At 42.9% G+C, this 19,670-nt stretch carries 16 protein-coding genes, 1 pseudogene and 1 riboswitch; of the genes and pseudogenes, 3 read left to right on the top strand and 14 right to left on the bottom strand.

Annotated elements, in window-relative coordinates; translation table 11 throughout:
- Positions 1-124: 124 nt before the first annotated feature.
- Both FTU09_RS11800 and acs read right to left on the bottom strand, forming a co-directional pair.
- The gene (locus tag FTU09_RS11800) at positions 125-1,435 is read right to left on the bottom strand and encodes a DUF3375 domain-containing protein (RefSeq protein ID WP_228274483.1); all 1,311 of its coding nucleotides are present in this window, start codon (positions 1,433-1,435) and stop codon (positions 125-127) included.
- Between the two features lie 193 nt (positions 1,436-1,628).
- Positions 1,629-3,572, bottom strand: coding sequence for an acetate--CoA ligase (acs, locus tag FTU09_RS11795; protein ID WP_131261198.1), 1,944 nt, complete (start codon positions 3,570-3,572; stop codon positions 1,629-1,631).
- A 468-nt stretch (positions 3,573-4,040) separates the two neighbouring features.
- On the opposite strand from acs, the gene FTU09_RS11790 reads away from it, so the two are divergent.
- On the top strand, positions 4,041-5,027 hold the full coding sequence (locus tag FTU09_RS11790; RefSeq protein ID WP_131261199.1) for a mechanosensitive ion channel family protein: 987 nt from the start codon (positions 4,041-4,043) through the stop codon (positions 5,025-5,027).
- On the opposite strand, the gene FTU09_RS11785 is transcribed toward FTU09_RS11790, so the two are convergent.
- The 5 genes from FTU09_RS11785 to prfB form a co-directional block, all read right to left on the bottom strand.
- Positions 5,001-5,714, bottom strand: coding sequence for a 16S rRNA (uracil(1498)-N(3))-methyltransferase (locus FTU09_RS11785; RefSeq protein ID WP_180080401.1), 714 nt, complete (start codon positions 5,712-5,714; stop codon positions 5,001-5,003). The genes FTU09_RS11790 and FTU09_RS11785 overlap by 27 nt on opposite strands.
- Positions 5,715-5,716: 2 nt before the next feature.
- Complete coding sequence (locus tag FTU09_RS11780) at positions 5,717-6,997, bottom strand: 3-deoxy-D-manno-octulosonic acid transferase (RefSeq protein WP_180080399.1); 1,281 nt, start codon at positions 6,995-6,997, stop codon at positions 5,717-5,719.
- 84 nt (positions 6,998-7,081) lie between these two features.
- Positions 7,082-8,161, bottom strand: coding sequence for an alkene reductase (locus tag FTU09_RS11775; RefSeq protein ID WP_096901672.1), 1,080 nt, complete (start codon positions 8,159-8,161; stop codon positions 7,082-7,084).
- A 20-nt stretch (positions 8,162-8,181) separates the two neighbouring features.
- The gene (locus FTU09_RS11770) at positions 8,182-8,481 is read right to left on the bottom strand and encodes a helix-turn-helix transcriptional regulator (protein ID WP_019837093.1); all 300 of its coding nucleotides are present in this window, start codon (positions 8,479-8,481) and stop codon (positions 8,182-8,184) included.
- A gap of 157 nt (positions 8,482-8,638) precedes the next feature.
- Positions 8,639-9,734, bottom strand: a protein-coding gene (prfB, locus tag FTU09_RS11765) for a peptide chain release factor 2 (RefSeq protein WP_104852716.1) whose coding sequence is annotated in 2 segments (ribosomal slippage) — positions 8,639-9,661 and positions 9,663-9,734 — 1,095 coding nt in all. Because the reading frame shifts where the segments join, the coding sequence is not laid out codon by codon here.
- A 572-nt stretch (positions 9,735-10,306) separates the two neighbouring features.
- Here prfB and FTU09_RS11760 point away from each other — a divergent pair.
- Entirely contained in the window at positions 10,307-11,083 is a 777-nt protein-coding gene (locus FTU09_RS11760) for a putative porin (RefSeq protein WP_004974263.1), read from the top strand.
- Between the two features lie 54 nt (positions 11,084-11,137).
- Positions 11,138-11,644 (top strand): annotated as a pseudogene (locus FTU09_RS11755) (putative porin); the annotation flags it as partial.
- Between the two features lie 58 nt (positions 11,645-11,702).
- On the opposite strand, the gene recJ reads toward FTU09_RS11755, so the two are convergent.
- The 7 genes from recJ to FTU09_RS11720 form a co-directional block, all read right to left on the bottom strand.
- The gene (gene recJ, locus FTU09_RS11750) at positions 11,703-13,406 is read right to left on the bottom strand and encodes a single-stranded-DNA-specific exonuclease RecJ (RefSeq protein WP_180080397.1); all 1,704 of its coding nucleotides are present in this window, start codon (positions 13,404-13,406) and stop codon (positions 11,703-11,705) included.
- Between the two features lie 13 nt (positions 13,407-13,419).
- Positions 13,420-14,076: a pyridoxamine 5'-phosphate oxidase gene (gene pdxH, locus FTU09_RS11745; RefSeq protein ID WP_096901662.1), complete on the bottom strand. Its 657-nt coding sequence runs from the start codon at positions 14,074-14,076 to the stop codon at positions 13,420-13,422.
- Between the two features lie 11 nt (positions 14,077-14,087).
- The gene (glmM, locus tag FTU09_RS11740) at positions 14,088-15,419 is read right to left on the bottom strand and encodes a phosphoglucosamine mutase (RefSeq protein WP_179991254.1); all 1,332 of its coding nucleotides are present in this window, start codon (positions 15,417-15,419) and stop codon (positions 14,088-14,090) included.
- Between the two features lie 142 nt (positions 15,420-15,561).
- The gene (guaB, locus tag FTU09_RS11735; RefSeq protein ID WP_004974257.1) at positions 15,562-17,028 is read right to left on the bottom strand and encodes an IMP dehydrogenase; all 1,467 of its coding nucleotides are present in this window, start codon (positions 17,026-17,028) and stop codon (positions 15,562-15,564) included.
- Positions 17,029-17,356: 328 nt separating this feature from the next.
- Positions 17,357-17,722 (bottom strand): YkgJ family cysteine cluster protein, encoded by a 366-nt coding sequence (locus FTU09_RS11730; RefSeq protein ID WP_004974255.1) that lies wholly within the window; start codon positions 17,720-17,722, stop codon positions 17,357-17,359.
- A 106-nt stretch (positions 17,723-17,828) separates the two neighbouring features.
- Positions 17,829-18,626, bottom strand: coding sequence for an MBL fold metallo-hydrolase (locus FTU09_RS11725; RefSeq protein ID WP_004974253.1), 798 nt, complete (start codon positions 18,624-18,626; stop codon positions 17,829-17,831).
- A gap of 185 nt (positions 18,627-18,811) precedes the next feature.
- Positions 18,812-19,387 carry a TMEM165/GDT1 family protein gene (locus FTU09_RS11720; protein WP_004974251.1) on the bottom strand — a complete coding sequence of 192 codons (576 nt, stop codon included), beginning with the start codon at positions 19,385-19,387 and terminating at the stop codon, positions 18,812-18,814.
- A 72-nt stretch (positions 19,388-19,459) separates the two neighbouring features.
- Positions 19,460-19,619: riboswitch (yybP-ykoY riboswitch) on the bottom strand.
- Between the last annotated feature and the right edge of the window lie 51 nt (positions 19,620-19,670).

Here is a 19,670-nt window from a genome sequence, read left to right as displayed (position 1 = left end):
GGATAATCTTTTTCAGATTCAATCAATAATTGAACCGCTCTTTCTCTGATTTCAGGGGTATATTTTGGTTTTGTCATTGGAACATTCTCTCAAGAAAGTTGGTCTCCGACAAACCCGGTACGGTTCACAAGTAAGCAACAAGCTCTTCAAGTCCCGCTTGTACAGGATGTTCCTGTGTTAAATGGGCAATACTCATCACCCCTTTCTGTGCGAGCGTTTGATATACTTTTTCAGCAACAGCACGAACCCGTACACTGTCTAAGTACTTCAGCATCTGATCACTAGGTTCAGTCTTGTTTTGTTGCTCTTCGACCTTACGCGTATCCATATGTTCTGTGGGACTTTTTAAAGCAAGACTTTCAGGCGAATTCAGCTGAATGGAACCCACGGCTAAATCTACTTGTACTTCTGTTTTTAAATCACACTCTGATTGCAACAACGCCACTGCATTTTTTTCTAATTCCGACAGAAACTGATCAATCAAACGGTTTTCCAATGCTGCACCACTTTCAATATAAGCTCTCAAACCTTCTTCTGTACGACGTCGGACTTGGAAAACTCGGCTACTTTCGCGTCCTAACTCACGCATTAACTGACCTAAATATTTACGTTGAGATTCGCTTAATTGTTGTGCAATAGGATGATTCAAAATACTGCGTAACTGCTCTCTAAACTCAGTAGAACGATCTTGATCCTGAAGTAATTGACAAAACCCATCAAAAGCACTGCCTGCATCACTTTGGGCAAGCAACTGCTCTTTTTCCATTAAGCTCAGCAATACTTCTCCACGTGAATAAGCACCACTAATCATATCTAGACGCAACTCTTTATCTCGTAGACGAATCTCATCTTCGACCCGTCTAAAATCGCCTGTAAGAATGGAAGCAAGTTGATAAATTTCTCGTATTCTTTCTTTTTGTTCTGATTCTTCTAATTGTGTAACAACACCCGCCAACAAAGCATCTATTTCATTTTGAATCACTAATTTTTTTTGTTCGAGCAACTCCACTCGTTCTTCAATATTTTCACTCAATGCGACCACAAAATCACGAACCGCATCCTGCACAATTCTTAAATGTGATGCTGTGGTATGGGTTGCTCGCTCATCCAAGCCCTGACAAAAACGTAATACGGTTTCGCTAATATCCGTTTTACTCAGCTTGCCATCTATTTCTCTGAGCCAGCCTGAATGAATCCAATGATTTAAATAATGCGCTGCATTATTTTCTGTCTGCCAAATACCCTGCTCACGACTAGATTTAATCAACTCATCCAAGACATTTCTTGCACGGCCATAAGGGACTTCATTTTGTTCTGCAAATAAGTCAACAATGAACGCTAAAATATGTGGTGCGTTATCTGCTCTTAATAATTTCCAAATTGAGTTTTCATGATATAAACGCCGATACTTGGCCTGTAACCCTAGAATATTCATGCCATTCCACATCATCTGTATGATGGTTATTTATTCTACAGTTATTTTTTAATCACCCAAGCAAATTACCAAGCAAGACGACACGAGTTGTCGCATAAAGTAAGATGATATAAACAATCACCTTACTTCATCGAAAAAAATAAAAAAACAAACCTTATCTAACTTCTTTGTGTACAGTGACAGTAACCTTAACCTACCTCTCCCCATACACCGTTGCAATCAAATGCTCCACCACTTGCGGCTCAGCCAAAGTCGAAGTATCTCCTAAACTATCCAATTCATTCGCTGCAATTTTCCGCAAAATACGGCGCATGATTTTACCTGAGCGGGTTTTAGGTAAAGCAGGTGCCCAATGCAGCGCATCAGGCGTTGCCACAGGCCCCAAAATTTTGCGAACCCAATTGACTAATTCTTCACGCAATTCCTCTGACTCGGGTGTACCAACTTGCAAAGTTACAAAGGTGCAAATCCCCTGTCCTTTAATCTCATGGGGCATACCCACCACTGCCGCTTCAGCCACAGCTTCATGCGCTACTAGGGCACTTTCAATTTCCGCAGTACCTAAACGGTGCCCCGAAATATTCAAGACATCATCCACACGCCCTGTAATCCAGTAATAGCCATCTTCATCACGGCGTGCACCATCTCCTGTAAAATACGCACCCGGATAGGTCGAAAAATACGCTTCAATAAAACGTGCAGGGTCGCCCCAAATACCGCGCATTTGCCCTGGCCATGAATCTTTCATAATTAAATTGCCTTCGGTCGCGCCTTCCAGTTCATTACCTTCGGCATCGACAATAGCAGGTTGCACGCCAAATAATGGGCGGGTTGCCGAACCGGGTTTCAGTGGCGTTGCACCAGGCAATGCTGAAATTAATATGCCCCCTGTTTCGGTTTGCCACCATGTATCTACAATTGGGCAACGTCCTTCGCCTACCACGTTGTAATACCAGTTCCACGCTTCGGGATTAATCGGCTCACCGACTGAACCGAGTAAACGCAAGCTGCTGCGGTCACTTTCACGTACAAAACGATCTCCCTCCCGCATCATGGCGCGAATGGCAGTCGGTGCAGTATATAAAATGGTGATGTTGTGTTTATCGACAATATGCCCTGTGCGCGCCCAACTTGGATAGTTCGGTACACCTTCAAACATCACGGTAGATGTACCATTCGACAATGGCCCGTATAAGACATAAGAATGCCCTGTAATCCAGCCTACATCTGCGGTACACCAAAACACATCATCCTGTTTCAGGTCAAAGACTTCTCGGAACGTGCTATTCACATAGGTCAAATAACCGCCTGTGGTATGCAAAACACCTTTGGGTTTTCCAGTCGAACCCGAAGTATATAAAATGAATAATGGGTCTTCGGCATTCATCGGCTCGGGTGGGCAGATGTCATTGACCGACATAATTTCCATGTGATACCACACGTCGCGTTCAGGTAACATCTCAATAGGATTTCCTGTACGGTGCACCACAATCACATTTTGCACACAGTCGGTACCTGCTACTTTTAGAGCAGCATCAACATTGGCTTTTAAATAAATTGGCTTGCCACCACGCATGGCCGAGTCTGCAGTGACAATTAACTTGGCCTGACAGTCTTCAATTCGGCTAGCCAAAGCATCGGGAGAAAAACCACCAAAAACCACACAATGCACTGCACCAATCCGCGCGCAGGCTAGCATGGCAATCGCAGCTTCGGAAACCATTGGCATGTACAGCACCACCCGATCACCTTTTTGCACCCCGTTCTTTTTCAGCACGTTGGCAAAACGACAGGTTTCATCATGCAAAGAAGCAAAAGAAACCACTTTATGCCGAGATGGATGATCTCCTTCCCAAATAATTGCAGGTTTATGCGGATGTTCTTTTAAATGACGGTCTAAGCAATTGGCACTGACATTCAGTTGCCCATCGGCAAACCATTCAATTTTAAAATGCTCGGGGTCAAAGTTGGTATTTTTGACTTGGGTAAAAGGTTTAATCCAATCTAAGCGTTGGGCCTGCTCTGCCCAATAAGTATCAGGGTCATCTATAGATTGTTGATAGCGTTGAAAATATTCTGCCTCAGTGGTGCGGGCAGTCTTTTTAAATTCATCTGGAACAGGATATACGTCTTTCATCTGCTACTTCCTTGATGTTCTTGCATCTCATCACGAGATGTATGCCACGTTATTGATTATTATTTCTGCATATTCACAGTATGAACTTTCTTTTTTATGGCTCACCATTCGGCTTTAGTCGCATAAATTTTATACAAACAATAGCATGCCAAAGCGTTGATCGAATGCCATATTCTTGCATTCATACTTTCAGGTTTACATTCCACTGTACTGCGCATTGCATTATTTTTAAAGAAAATATCGTCTAATAACCGTGAGTATTAACATTTTTTTACGCAGCCAATCATTCATACCTGCGACCCTGTCTTACAGATAAAACCACATACAACTCGCAGTTTAAATGCTACAAAATAGTACGCTCATCACTTCTATCCAAGTTGTCTAAAATACTGGCAAGTAAGCATTGCTCATTAACCAAATTGAGTTTTTCAGGCAAAATAGTCGCTTCATTTTGAATTCGGAATTATCGTGGCAGAATCCAAACCCTCACTCAGTGAAGTTTCTGAAAACACCAGTCAACTGTTGCAGGAAGCCACTGAAAAAACCACGCAAACCGTGATCAATCATACGGCCAAGTACAATGACGCCTACTCCACCATCGACAAAATTATGGAAGGATTTTGGGAACGTGTGCCGTATTTGATGATTGCAGCCGTGGTGCTGATTCTGTTTTGGCTGCTTGCCCGACTGTTTAAATGGTTTATTCGCAAGACCCTGAACAATCGTTCCTATACCCGACAAAATTTGGTTTTGGTGCTGAATCGGGTCGGTAGCTCTGCAATTATTTTCTTTGGTTTTCTAATTGCGATGGTGATTGCAATTCCAGGTTTTACCCCAAGCCAACTGATGAGTGCTTTAGGTCTAGGCTCCGTGGCAATTGGTTTTGCTTTTAAAGATATTTTCCAGAATTTATTATCGGGTGTGCTCATTTTGATTGGAGAACCATTTAAAATTGGTGATGACATCATCGTGAATAATATGGAAGGTACGGTAGAAGATATTCAGATTCGTGCCACCTTCCTGCGCTCTCCCGATGGGCGTCGAATCGTGATTCCAAATGCTACGGTGTATACCAGTGCCGTAACGGTCAATACGGCTTATACCCGTCGTCGTTGCGAGTTTGTGGTCGGTATTGGTTATGAAGATGACGTACAAAAAGCCAAAGATATTATTTTGGCCATTTTAGACCGTGACATAAAAATCTTGAGCCAACCTGCATTTAGCGTCAATGTCACTGCCTTGGCCGATTTTTCGATTAATTTAAATGTGCGTTGGTGGGTAAATACGACGGAAACCACCACTTCAGCATCCATCAGTGAAGTGCAAGAACGGGTAATTGCCGCTTTTGCCGAACATCACATTTCGATTCCTTATCCTGTGCAGGAAGTGAAAGTTTATCGTGGTGATGCAGCAGTCAATGAAGATGATTCAGCCCGCACTAAACAAACGCCCTAAAACATAAGCAATCACAGTTTCAGTACGAATAATACGGTTGCCCAAGTGCCGCGCTTGGCAGCCGTTTTTTTCGAGCAAATCAATTTCGTAGGGAATAAATCCACCTTCTGGGCCAATCACAATACTGCATGGATGTTGGATGGCATGTGGCATAGCTTGATCGGTATAAGGATGCGCCACATAAGCAGAACAATCGGCAGAAATCAAACCGGGCAAAACATCTTCCACAAAGGGTTTAAAGCGTTTATAAAGTTGGATCTCAGGTGCAATGGTATCGCCTGCTTGTTCCAAGCCCAAAGTTACATATTGATCGAGCTGCTGCAAAAATGGCGTTTGCCAATAGCTTTTATCAACCCGATAGCTGTGCAGTAAAATAATTTTTTCCACACCTAGCGTCACGCTATCCATAATTAAACGACGTAATACTTTAGGGCGTGGTAAAGCCACAATCAGGGTCACAGGCAGTTTTTTCGGTACAGCTTCTTCATACAGGGCTTTGACTTGAATTCGCTGCTCACTGACTTCCACCACTTCGGTCAAATAACGCCTGCCACCACGAATCCCGACTTTCAAGGTGTCACCGACTTGCACACCAACATGCGTATGCAAATGCTGCACTTGCCGCTGGGTGCTAATAGACCACACTTCATTTGTGGTCTGTCGCGGGTCAAGCAAAACGATATTCATATTTAAAGATACTGATTCATCACGTGAATATGCTCAGTCAAAGAGCCACGATTTTTATACATAATCACTTGAGCATTTTGATTCAGCTGAGCACGCAACGCAGGTTCAAACAACAATTGCGTTAACGTATTTACAGCTTGTTCAGCATCTTCGACCACATACACGGCTTCTGCTGCAACAAACTCATCCACAATACTTTGAAAGTTAAAATAATTTTTGCCCAATACCGTGGCGACATTTAAGGCCAAAGGCTCTAAAATATTATGCCCACCGCCAGGTTCATTCAGCGAACCACCGACATAACAGGCCTGACTTAAGGCGTACCACAACCACATTTCACCCATGCTATCGGCTAAATACACTTGTGTTTCGGGTTGAATCGCTTCAGCCAAACTACGGCGCTGCATATTGAGTTGCAGTTTTTTCACCTGCACAGCCACTTCATCAAAACGCTCTGGATGGCGCGGCACAACAATACATAACAGTTCAGGATGCTGTGCGAAATAAGGTTTCAAAGCAGTCAATAATTGCTGTTCTTCAGGCGCATGGGTACTGGCAAGGGTGATAATTTTGCGATGTGCCAATTGCCATGTCTGTTGCAACTGCGCGGCTTGCTCTACAAAATCTTCTGGCGCAGTAATATCAAATTTAATATTACCCACCACGTTTGTACGCTCGGCAGGCATCCCCAATGCGATAAAACGCTGCTGTGTGGCAGAGTCTTGCGCCAAAAGTTGCTGCAAATTTTGCAACATGCCACGAGTCAATCCTTTAACTTTGGCATAGCCTTTGGCCGATTTTTCCGAAAGCCGCGCATTAATCAACAAACACGGGACTTGAAAATGCTGCGCCTGATCAATCAAGTTTGGCCATAACTCTGTTTCGACCAGTGCCAATAATTTAGGCTGATATTTCTGATAAAACTCACGAATTAAATGCACCTGATCGGCAGGTAAATACACGGCTTGAAATAAATCTAAATACGGTGCTTTTAAAAATAATGATTTGGCGCGTGCCTGCCCCGTTTTGGTGGTATTGGTGACTAAAACGGGATGTCCCACTTTTAAATAATGTTCAATTAAAGGTTGTGCGGCATTAGTTTCCCCCACCGACACCACATGAAACCAAATGGCATGTAAATTTTTAGCAGGCTGAAATGGGCCAAAACGCTCAAGCAGTTCTTGTTGTAATTGCTCAGGATGTTCGGCACGTTTACGAATACGTGACTGATAAATCGGTTTTAACAGCGCCAAGGCTGCGTTATACCAAAATGGAGTAGCCAAAAGATGCGCCCCAAAGAAAGATTATCGGCAAAATATAACAGAGCCACACGCGCATGTTAATTGCATGTGGCGCTATACTGGCTTTTATTCTACAGCGTGTTGTGTTTCCGCCAAAGTTGGATAATCGATATAGCCTTCTGCAACGGCTGTACCAATCATGTTTTCCAGCTTGAGTTCGTTTAAAGGTACATCTGCCAATAAACGCTCATACAAGTCTGGATTGGCAATATACGCCTTACCAAATGACACCGCATCGGCCTTGCCCGAAGCCAATAATTCCACGGCATCAGCACGACTTAAACGCATGTTCGCGATATATGGCACACCGCCTGAACGTACTTTCATTTCTTGGGAAATGCTGTCTTCGGCTAAATATTCGCGGGTAAAGAAAAAGGCAATTTTACGCTGCCCCAATTGCTGCATGACATAGCCAAAGGTTTCACGTGGATCATCATCTCCCATGTCGTGCTCATCGCCACGTGGTGCTAAATGCACACCGACTCGACCTGCGCCCCAGACTTCAATTAAGGCGTCCATCACTTCTAACAAGAAACGCGCACGATTTTCAACCGAACCACCGTATTCATCGTCACGTTGGTTGGTTTTGCTTTGCAGGAATTGATCAATCAAATAACCATTGGCTGCATGCAACTCTACCCCATCAAATCCTGCTTCTTTGGCACGGATGGCGGCTTGTTTATATTGCTCGGTAATGGTGTGGATTTCTGCAATTTCTAAGGCACGTGGCAACACATATTCACGTTTAGGACGCAACAAACTGACATAACCTGCTTGTTGTACCGCACTTGCCGATACTGGTGTTGCACCATTGAGTAAATCTGGATGTGAAACACGACCTACATGCCACAGTTGCGCCACAATCAAACCACCTTTGGCATGCACGGCATCGGTAACGAGTTTCCAACCCTGCACTTGAGCATCGGTAAACAATCCTGGGGTATTTAAATAACCATTGGCTTCTTCAGAAATTACCGTTGCTTCTGAAAGAATCAAACCTGCACTGGCACGCTGTGCATAATATTCTGCCATCATTGGCGTTGGAACACGGTCATCGCTGGCGCGGCTACGGGTTAAAGGTGCCATCACCACACGGTTTTTTAGATGCAGATCACCCAAAACTAAAGGAGAGTCTAATTCAGCCATTTTTGCCTCTAATCTCACAGTTAAAGTGAGTGTTTTAAATATTCGACATATTGCTGAATGAGTGCTTCATTACGAGAAAAATACGACCATTGTCCATATTTTTCTGCACGAATAAGACCTGCCTGTTGCAGTACCGATAAATGATTTGACATGGTCGATTGCGACACGTTGCCCAAACGCTCAATGTGTCCTGCACATACGCCACGCTTAAAGTCGCCACACTCATCTACCGACAAAAATTGTTCTGGTGCTTTTAACCATTCTAAAATTTGCCGACGGGTAGGATTGGCTAAGGCTTTAAAGATTAAATCGACATCCATCATTCAGACACATATTCGTAAATATAAGCCCAATTCAGCAGCTGCTTTTAATATATCGTATTTTTTCGATATTAATATCGTTTTTTTACGATTTATATAAATTTTTAAGCAACTTCACTGAATTGGGCAGGCTCATTAGGATCTTACAGACCGTAACTTATAGACCCTGCTTTAAACTGGCTTCAATAAACTTGTCTAAATCACCATCTAAAACCGCACCTGTATTTGAAGTTTCCACGCCTGTACGCAAGTCTTTAATACGTGAATCATCCAATACATAAGAGCGAATTTGGCTTCCCCAACCAATATCAGACTTCGAGTCTTCCAGTGCTTGAGCCGCCTCATTACGTTTACTCATTTCCAGTTCATACAACTTGGCACGTAACTGTTTCCACGCATGGTCACGGTTGGCGTGTTGCGAACGTTGGTTCTGACAAGCAACCACAATACCTGTAGGTGCGTGGGTTAAACGTACCGCAGAGTCGGTTTTATTAATGTGCTGACCACCCGCACCCGATGCACGATACGTATCGGTACGAACATCGGCAGGGTTAATATCAATTTCAATATTGTCATCCACTTCTGGTGAAACAAACACTGCAGAAAATGACGTATGACGACGGTTACCTGAGTCAAATGGCGATTTACGCACTAAACGATGCACACCCGATTCAGTGCGCAACCAACCATAGGCATATTCGCCTTCTACGCGAATGGTCGCAGATTTAATCCCTGCCACATCACCATCCGATTCTTCCATCAATTCTGCTTTAAAGCCGTGACGTTCAATCCAGCGCATATACATACGCAACAGCATCGATGCCCAGTCTTGCGCTTCTGTACCACCCGAACCTGCCTGAATTTCAACATAGCATGGGTTTGGATCCATTGGATTACTGAACATACGACGGAATTCTAATTTCGCCAGTTCTTCTTCTGCAGAAGTCAATTCAGACTGTACATCCACCAATAAATCTTCATCATCGGCTTCAACGGCTAAGTCTAGCATGGCTTGGGCATCTTCTAACTGGGTCGCCAAACCTTCTAGGACATGAATCACGTTTTCAAGCTCGCCCTTTTCTTTGGCCATAGCTTGCGCACGACTTTGATCATTCCAGATTGCAGGATCTTCTAACTCGCGGAGAACCTCTTCTAAACGCTCTTTTTTCAGATCGTAGTCAAAGATACCCCCGTAGTGTTTGACCACGTTCGTTCAAGTCTTTTAATTGGTTTAGATAAGGATTAATTTCCACGTAAATTCTCTCAATTAACAATGAAGCTTATTAACTGATAATTGTAGCACAGACATGTTCTGGCATTTCTATCCTGCTGTAAATTCCAGCATAACTTTTCAGCTTTTATAAGTTGAATGCTAAATGTGGTTAAAAATAAAGATCGCTTTAAACTTTTAAAGTGAAAGCCTGATGATATCCAACCTAAAATAGCATGCACGATTAACACGGATATTTATCTTAATGGCCGATCTATCGCCCTGATTTTTTGCCTGACACATTCAGCTGAAAACATGCTTAAAAAGTGGTGTATGGTAATTGCTTCAACCCGCCAAAATAAAACAAAGATGAAACAAGTTTGATGATTTAATGATCAACTTTAGTAAAATTCACAAAATACACATAGTTTTAATAAAACAAAACATTTAATTATTTCATTTTTATTTCAATCACTTAAACTCAAAATATTACACAAATTTACGCTTGTAACAAAGCGGCAACTTTCCTGTGATTGACGCTGATTTTTTTTCGCCTAGACTGAAAGTTGTAACAAAAAGTTTAACTGTTAACCAGATTTCAGAGGGGTACTTTCCATGAAAAAATTAGCAATCGCATCAGCCCTACTTTCAGCTTTGGCTATCACTGGTACTGCGAACGCATATCAAGCTGAAATTGGTGCATCAGCAGGACTGATTGATCCAGACAACGGCAGTTCAAGCGGTTCATTCGGTGTAGATGGTACTTATTACTTTAACCCTGTACAAACCCGTAATGCACCTTTGGCAGAAGCAGCGTTCCTTGATCGTGCTAGCAACGTAAATGCCAAATACCAATATGACGAAGTTGGCGACAATGAAGCGCATACTTACGGCGTAGGTGCAGAGTACTTTGTACCGAATTCAGACTTTTACTTAAGTGGTAATGTGAGCGGTCATGACTTGAAAGACAATGATGACCTAAACAATGATTTAACCACCTATGGTGCAGAAGTTGGTTATTTACCAGCACCAGGCTTGTTAATCGCAGCAGGTCTTAAAGGTTGGGATAATGACCGTGATGATGGTGTAGACCCGACTTTACGTGCTAAATACGTAACTACACTTTCGAATGGTAAAGACATCAACCTTGAAGCAGGTGCTGCTTTTGGTGATCTCGATGAATACAATCTTGCTGCGGATTACTTCATTGATAAAACGCTAAGTGTAGGTGTCGATTATTACAGCAACGATATCAACGATAATGATGAGTTTGGTGTGAGTGCACGTAAATTCTTTACACCACAAGTCAGTTTGGAAGGTCGTGTAGGCTTTGGTGAAGTTGGTAATGCTGACTACAACCGCTTTGGTGTCGCTGCGAAATATCGCTTCTAAGCTTAAGTCTAATTCCTTACTCAAATAGCACCCTTCTTCGGAAGGGTGCTTTTTTCCGCCAAATTAAACCGTTCTGAAATTACAATCGAAGATGATGAAGATTCGATCTCGGCAGACAACACAGGTTATGCACTGGAAGTGGGTTATTTACCAATCAATAGTTTGTTATTAGCAGCTGGTGTTGCAAAAGAAAATATTGACCCAATCCAAGCAAGCCAAATCGGTTTTATCAACAGCTTTACAAATATTTGGACTGCTGAAGATGATACTATTGCAACACTTCGCGCAAAATATGTCACTCAAATTGGTAACTATTATACTAATTTTGAAGGTGCAACCTATTTTGCAGATGAAACAGTATATCGTCTAGGTGCAGACCTTTATATCGACCCAACTTTAAGCGTTGGTGTTTCTTTTGCAGATTCAACAGAAGAAGATTTTGATACTATCTTTAATGTACGTGCACAAAAATTCTTTACCCCAGCATTTGCTGTAGGTGTGAATTACACGACAACTGATGGTGCGGACTCTTACGGCATCAATGGTACATTCCGCTTCTAATCCCTTACATTAAAAGCAAAAAAATCCGCTCAAATTTGAGCGGATTTTTTTATTTGGATTACTGCTCCAAATGCACAATCTGCAACTGCAAACTCACATTGCCATTAAACACATTGCGCTCTAACTCATAAACCAAACGCACATCATCCCGCATCGGGTTAAATTCAAATTTATCTTTAGCACCAAACGCAATCGCATCAACCACTTGTCCATTGTCCAATGCCAAACGCAATTTTAAATGAGCGTCCTTCAACCATCTAAAATCAACCACTTTAAACCGTCCCTCAAACACAGGCTGCGGAAACTTTTGTCCCCACGGCGCCAAATGCTGTAATAAATCTACCGTGTGTAAATCAAAAGCTTCTTGCGGCAATTCACCATCTGTCCATAGCACAGCATGAAATAAATCCGCATCCATTTGCGCAATGATCTGTTCAAAGACCTGTTTAAATTCTGCAAAGTGCGCCTTTTGAATGGTCAAACCTGCCGCAGCTGCATGCCCACCAAAATGACTAACCAAATGTGGATATTGTTCTGCAACCAATTCTATAGTGTCACGTATGTGAATCCCCTCAATTGAACGGGCAGAGCCTTTAATATGCTCACCATCTTCATCGGCAGCAAATACAATCGCAGGGCGATGGAACTGCTCTTTTAAACGTCCTGCGACAATTCCAATCACGCCTTGATGCCAATGTTCTTCAAACATAATCAAAGCATGCGGTAAATCGCTTTGATCTAACTGCAACTTTTCCAATTCTGCCAGCGCATCTTGTTTAATTTGTGCTTCAACCTGACGACGTTCCTGATTCAAAGCATTTAACTGACGTGCCAAAGCATAGGCACTTTGCATATCCGTTGCCAATAAACACTCGATTCCAATATCCATCGTTTCCATGCGCCCTGCAGCATTAATACGTGGCCCTAAGACAAAACCTAAATCCTGCGCTTTAAGCTGTGTGGGTTCACGCCCTGCCAAGTCTAGCAATGCGCTAATCCCAGGACGACATAAATTCTGCTGTATCCGTTTTAAGCCTGCATCCACCAAAATACGGTTGTTATAATCCAGACTGGCTACATCGGCATAGGTGCCCAAAGCCACCAAATCTAAATATTGCGTTAAATTTGCAGCAGATTTGCCCTGTTTTTTACGCTGACTGGATAAGTTCGCCAACACATAAAATGCCACACCCACACCTGCCAAGGCTTTACTTGGGAAATCACAACCCAATTGGTTTGGATTGACCACAGCCTCTGCATTTGGGGTGGCTTTCGTTGTGAGGTGATGATCGGTAATGATGACCTGCATCCCCAAAGCTTGCGCACGTTCCACGCCTGCATGACTGGAAATTCCGTTATCTACCGTAATTAATAGATCAGGTGCATAACGCTCAAAAGCCAAATCGGCAATGGCGGGGGTTAAGCCATAACCATATTTAAAACGGTCAGGTACTAAATACTGCACGTGTGCGCCCATTTCGCGCAATGCCAAAATCATAAGTGTGGTACTGGTCGCGCCATCGGCATCGTAATCGCCCACAATTACAATTTTTTTCTGCTGATCAATCGCCTGATCCATCAGCTGAATTGCTTCTGGTAGACCTTTCATGCTTGGAGCAAGCAAGTGCTTCAGTTTAAGTTCCAGCTCCTGCTCAGACGCAACGCCACGGCGCGCTAAAATTTGGGCAACAAATGTAGAGACGCCCTGAAAGTTTTCAGGGCGTGTAAGTAAAGGTCTTTGCTTTATTAGAATTTTTGACATAATTTCCAGTGATTTAAGGCATCAAGCGTTGTAGTTTCCACTCACCTTCAATTTTTTCATAAGCTAAGCGGTCATGCAAACGGTTCGGACGGCCTTGCCAAAATTCGTAATAATCAGGCTGCAAGCGGTAACCGCCCCAAAATATAGGTTTTTGCAATTCAGATTGATCGCCCACTTGGGCATGCAAGTCTTGGAAACGCGCCTGTAGTTCTTCACGGCTGGCAATCACACCACTTTGCGGAGTGCTAATATGCGCAGCGATTTGGTTGTCACGTGGGCGTTTGTGATAATACGCTGTCGATTCTTGCTCATCAATTTTTTCGACATAACCGCTGACACGAATCTGACGTTCCAGTTCAGGCCAGTAAAATAACAATTCAGCATAAGGATTGGCCGCTAAATCCAACCCTTTTTGACTGTCATAATTGGTATAAAAGTCATAGCCTGCTTCGGTGGCTCCACGCAGCAACACAGTACGCACATGCGGACGACCTTGCGCATTGGCAGTCGCCAATGACATCGCATACGGTTCATGCAGCTTGGCTTCTAAGGCATGGTTAAACCAATTCAAAAACTGAATATGCGGATTGGCACTGACCTGTGCTTCTAGCAATTCACCTTTTTGGTAACTTAAACGCAGCTCACTTAAATCTTTAATTAAATCACTCACGATTACCCCCTTTAGACGGCATGACGACGTACAGCATCTGCTAAATCTTTCGCCAATGCCTCCACTTCAGCCAAATCATCACCTTCCACCATGACACGAATCACAGGTTCAGTGCCCGATTTACGAATCAATAAGCGTCCACGACCTTTCAGCTGTTCCGTAGCACGGTCAAACTCTTCCACCAAGGCAGGAACGGTATACGGATCAAACATATTTGCTAAGCGCACGTTTTCCAGCACATTTGGCAACAGTTTAAAATCTGCCACCAATTCATGTAGGGCTTTATTTTGTTCGACCATCACCGTTAACACTTGCAAGGCAGCAATAATTGCATCACCTGTGGTGCTCTTGTCCAAAGTCAAAATATGCCCCGATGGCTCACCACCAATAACCCAGCCATTTTCTTCCAGACCTTGTAGCACGTAACGGTCACCGACATTGGCACGGAGTAATGGTACTTGGGCTTTTTCTAACGCCAATTCCAGCGCCATATTGCTCATTAACGTCCCAACAATACCTGCAGGTTTTTTCGAGCCTTGTGTGGCAAGAATATATAAAATGTGGTCACCATCAATTTGCTTGCCTTGACTATCCACCAAAATCACACGGTCTGCATCACCATCAAATGCAACACCCAAGTCCGCCTGATGCTCAAGCACTGCTTTTTGCAAACTTTCAGGATGGGTTGAGCCGCAATTTTCGTTGATGTTTAAACCATTTGGCTCATTGTGAATGGCAATCACTTTCGCACCTAATTCACGGAATACCGCAGGGCCAACATTGTAGGCAGCACCATTGGCGCAATCGACCACAATGGTGAGGTCATTTAAATCTAAATGATATGGAAAGGTCGATTTACAAAACTCGATGTAACGCCCATTGGCATCTTTAACACGAACGCTTTTACCCAAGTTGGCCGTATCATCAATTTTTAATTCTTGCTGCAATTCTTGGTTAATTTCTTCTTGCAAGGCATCTGGCAGCTTTTTCCCTTCGCCCGAGAAAAATTTAATCCCGTTATCAAAATACGGATTATGCGATGCTGAAATCACAATGCCTAAACTGGCATGCAAAGCGCGGGTTAAGTGCGCAATAGCGGGCGTCGGCAATGGGCCGAGCAAATGCACATAGACACCTGCGGCATTTAAACCCGCCTGTAATGCTGCTTCTAAAATATAGCCTGAAAGACGTGTATCTTTACCTAATACCACAATAGGTTTATTTTTTTTGGTGTGTTTTTTTAAAACTTTACCTGCTGCAAAACCTAGTTTTAATGCAAAATCAGGTGTAATTGGTAACTCTCCAAACTTCCCTCGAATGCCGTCTGTACCAAAATAACTCATATTGTTCTCACTTCTTAGGGGTGATCTTTATCATCACTTTTTTACTGCGAGTTACTTTACACCAAAAATGAAAAAGCCGTCACATTGATGACGGCTTTTATTTGAAAATGCTACTAAATATCAACCAACGCGATAGTTCATATTAACCAACGCGATAGTTCGGCGCTTCTTTAGTAATCGTCACATCATGCACGTGAGATTCCTGCATACCTGCTGCAGTAATTTTCACGAATTTAGCATTTTGGCGTAGATCTTCAATGGTTGAAGAACCTGTATAACCCATAGATGAACGTAAACCACCCATCATCTGATGCACGATGTTGCCCATTGGGCCTTTGTACGGTACACGACCTTCAATACCTTCTGGTACAAGTTTTTCTGCACCTGCTTTCGAGTCTTGGAAATAACGGTCTGCAGAACCTGTTGCACCCGCCATTGCACCCAATGAACCCATACCACGGTATGCTTTGTAGTAACGACCTTGGAAGAATTCAACTTCGCCCGGTGCTTCTTCAGTACCAGCAAGCAATGAACCCACCATAATGGTACTTGCACCTGCACCAATCGCTTTGGCCATATCACCAGAGAAGCGAATACCACCATCGGCAATTAATGGAATCTGTTCTTTCAATGCATTGGCAACAGCGTCAATTGCAGAGATTTGCGGCATACCAATACCTGCCACAATACGTGTGGTACAGATTGAACCTGGGCCAATCCCCACTTTCACTGCGTCTGCGCCTGCATCTAACAATGCCAAAGCAGCATCGCCAGTTGCAATGTTACCGCCAATTACTTGAACTTGTGGATAGTTAGCTTTTACCCAACGTACACGCTCAATTACGCCTGCAGAGTGACCGTGTGCAGTATCAACCACAATCGCATCGACACCTGCTTCAACCAATGCTTCTACACGGCTTGGTGTTTCTGCGCCTGTACCCACTGCAGCACCCACACGTAAACGACCTAAGTCATCTTTACAGCTGTTTGGATACAATTCTGCTTTACGGAAATCAGTGACCGTAATTAAGCCTTTTAATTCCTGCTGGTCATTCACCACCAAGACTTTTTCAATACGATGCTGTTGCAATAAAGCTTGAATGTTTTCTTTAGATTCGTCTTCGCGTACTGTCACTAAACGATCTTGACCTGTCATGATGTTGCTGACAGGTTGCTCAAGGTTGGTTTCAAAACGTGTATCACGTCCTGTCACAATACCGACAACTTTGCCATCTTTTACTACAGGTACACCGCTAATATTATTGGCTTGAGTCAGCGCAATCAATTCACGTACTGTAGTTTCTGGCGTTACGGTAATCGGGTCTTTCACCATACCCGCTTCAAATTTTTTCACACGGCGCACTTCGGCTGCTTGCGCAACGATGTCCATGTTTTTATGCAAAATACCAATACCACCGTTTTGCGCCATCGCAATTGCCATACGAGATTCAGTCACCGTATCCATTGCTGCTGAAACCAAAGGAATATTCAGGTCAATGCCGCGCGTAAAACGTGTCTTTAAGGAGACATCTTTTGGGAGAACAGTAGAATAGGCAGGGAGTAATAAGACATCATCGAAGGTTAACGCTTCTTGAACGATGGTCAGCATAACAGTCTCACTGGTAATTTCCGTGAGCCATTATAAACAAATCTGGGCACAAATTTCATTTGTTCTCTAAGAAATATTTTTTATTCTGCCCTTCTGGGGGATGCGACATGAAAAAATCGGTAATTTTCATCTAAAAATTGAAGTTTTCATCCTTAGTTTGCTTTTTAGCCGTGCAGGTTTAAAACTTGCGATGTTTCATTTTTCAGGCAGATAAAGCCGCTTCAATGTGAACCATGATTGGCTATTTATCCAAAATTAGCCGTAAAAAAAAGCAAAGCCGCAGCTTTGCTTTTTCAATCTGGATTGCGATCAACAACTTAAAGCACCATTAAACCACTTGATCGAAGTCATCATCATTCACAGAAATGGCTGGATCGACTTGCACAAATGGAATCATGTTATGCGCACGACGTGCTTTATTGCATTGATCATCGGCAATTTGCACTTCTTTACAAGAGCTGCTGCGTAATTCATAAATCCCGCAGCTCACTTGCTGTCCAACTTCACCTTCTAAAGCGACACAACGCGGCTGACTCTGATTGGTACCACACATGCATGAATAGACTGCTGTTACTGGTTCCGTGTAGTGCTCAGGCATATTCATGCCTTCAGCCCAATAAAATGAAACACGGAAATAAGCGCAACACGCGCCGCAGCTTAAGCAGGCATCTGCTGTAGGTACTTGAGACAACATTCGTTAAGTTCTCGTCATCAAAAAAATCGTTTTTGGGCGAAAATCTTAAAAAAAGTTGTTTTTGCACTCAAGTTTTTTTTACAGTTTTTTCAGCTTTTTTTGTCGCTTATTCAGGGCAGCTAAAAACGTGTTCGTCCATCAAATCGACGCCACATTCCAGTGTTTCAATCCAGTCTAAGAATTGATTCACCTGTTCTTTGCCCACAAATGGCGTACCGTGTTGCGGCACAATCATTTCAACGTCCATGGTGCGTACCATATTCACCCAGAGGCGAATCACTTTATTGGAACACATATAGCGCTGATGGAAGCCTTTCATCGCAGGAATATGCGCAGCAAAATCAGTCAATGGAATTGAAGCATCTTCCACCATTGACGCACCCATATCACCAGAAAATAAAATTTTGGCGATAGGATCATAAAACTGGAAATTACCAACAGAGTGCAAGAAGTGCGCAGGCACAGCAATAATTTTAGACTCGCCCAAAGGAATTGCCTGACCTTCATCTGGCAGTTCCACCAAACGATCTAGCCAGTTGCCTTTCATACGATCACTCATAAAAGATGAGCTTAAGTGCGGCAAGAAACGCGCCCACAATTTTGATGCTACGATTTTTGCTTCGGTATAGACCAACCAACGTGGCATTGAAGTGATGATGTCTGGGTCTTGGTGCGATGCCATGACATAGTCAAGATTGGTCAAACGGGTATATTTGTTTAATTCCATGGTCAGTGGTACATAGGTCAGGTCGCCACCCGGGTCTAGCACTGCGGCACGGTTATTATCAATGATCAGAAATTGGTTGGCCTGAACACCTTCACCTTTGACCAAACTGGTAAAACTAATACATTTATGTGTCCCATTATCAAATAAGACCTGCGATGTTGTACGGTCAAATGCCATAACCAATCCCCAATTTTTTCATTTTAAAAATAGATTTTCTATCATTGAATAACATATAGCTATTTATGGAAAGTTACAATAAATAAAATGGCTCAGATTATCTGAAATATCAGTGAATTGCAGTACCATTCACATAAATAAATCCCGAGCAGTTTGCTCAGGATTTATGCATTTTAATGAATAATTTAGAATAAATAATGTTGCGCCAAAGTCGACACACCAATAATTAGGAAAATCAGTGCACCAATTTTATGAATTAAAGCAATTGGCAATCGGGTCGCTAATTTATTGCCAATAAATACCGCAGGTGCATTGGCCAGCATCATCCCCAAAGTGGTTCCAAGCATGACCCAAAACACGCTGTCATAACGTGCGGCTAAAGCCACTGTGGCAATTTGAGTTTTATCGCCAATTTCTGCCAAAAAGAACAATACAAAGGTCGCGCCAAATACACCGTATTTTTGCCACTTGTTGATGCTTTCAGTTTCATCATCTAGCTGGTCTGGAATAAGCATCCAAATCGCCATGCCAATAAAACCTAAAGACAAAATCCACAATAAAATTTCTGGGCTAAGTACCGTGGTAATCCACTGCCCTAAAACTGCAGAAAGTCCGTGGTTAATGAGTGTTGCCAGTAAAATAGCAACCAAGATTGGAGCAGGTTTACGAAAACGTGCCGCGAGTAATAAAGCCAATAGTTGGGTTTTATCACCCATTTCGGCTAAGGCGACAATGGCAGTCGAGATGAGGAATTCATACATGATGTTTTTCTCTGGCTAGCACACATACCAATGACCTATCCCTCCTGCTAGCCAAAATCTGCAGAGTGATAAATCAAAGGTCTTGCCAACAAAAGAAAGCTTGAAAAAGCAGACTTGGTTCTTTGCTATGATGACCATGTTCTGTGGAACAAATATGTTGACCATCACCTTTTTACTGCATTCAGTTGAAACAGAAATTAGTAAAAAGCGGCTACTCCCCAATGAAGTACAGCTATTCTAAACGGAATACTGCGGTTAAGCAAATTTAGCCGAATAACGGCAG

Source organism: Acinetobacter sp. YH12058 (genome assembly GCF_013419805.1).
GTDB lineage: Bacteria > Pseudomonadota > Gammaproteobacteria > Pseudomonadales > Moraxellaceae > Acinetobacter > Acinetobacter towneri.
Note: the sequence above shows the minus strand (reverse complement) of the source record. Positions and strands in the feature narration are given on the sequence as shown.